A 538-nucleotide genomic window follows, 5' to 3' on the forward strand; every position below is an offset into this window, starting at 1 on the left:
GCTCCACGATGATATCCGCGCCAGATTATCCTTAAAAGCCCCAAAGCAACTAGGTGCTATTTTTTGTATCAGGTTACTAATCTGGCCGTTCGACCGTTTTTGTCATCACGTTCATTGGCGTTGCAAACTTGGTTATGGCTATACAGCCTTAAAAGCTTGGCGGTGGTACAACACCGCCCAAGCTATTCTTGCTAGCTTATTGGCAAGTGCGACTACCACTACATTAAACGGCTTTGTTGCTCGTAAATTGACTAACCAATCTCCAAACACTTTTCCTGTTGTTTCTATCCTAGATAGCACGGACCTCGCTCCATGTATAAATAGAGCGCGAAGGTGTTTGTTCCCTCGTTTACTCATGCCTAATAACTTTGATTTGCCACCCGTTGAATACTGCCTTGGAACGAGTCCTAGCCATGCAGCCATCTCGCGACCTCCACCAAAGTTTGAAGGAGAACTGATATTGGCCACACACAACGTTGCTGTTAAATCACCAATACCAGGAATACTCTTCAAAAGTTCAGCATTTTCATTATTTTCA

General features: G+C 44.1%; 1 protein-coding gene. It reads right to left on the reverse strand.

Annotated elements, in window-relative coordinates; genetic code table 11:
- Positions 1-138 precede the first annotated feature (138 nt).
- Positions 139-538: IS110 family transposase (locus VJL_RS22030; protein WP_038881476.1), on the reverse strand; the 400-nt coding region annotated here is incomplete at its 5' end.

The organism is Vibrio jasicida CAIM 1864 = LMG 25398, assembly GCF_000400365.1.
Taxonomy (GTDB): Bacteria; Pseudomonadota; Gammaproteobacteria; order Enterobacterales; family Vibrionaceae; genus Vibrio; species Vibrio jasicida.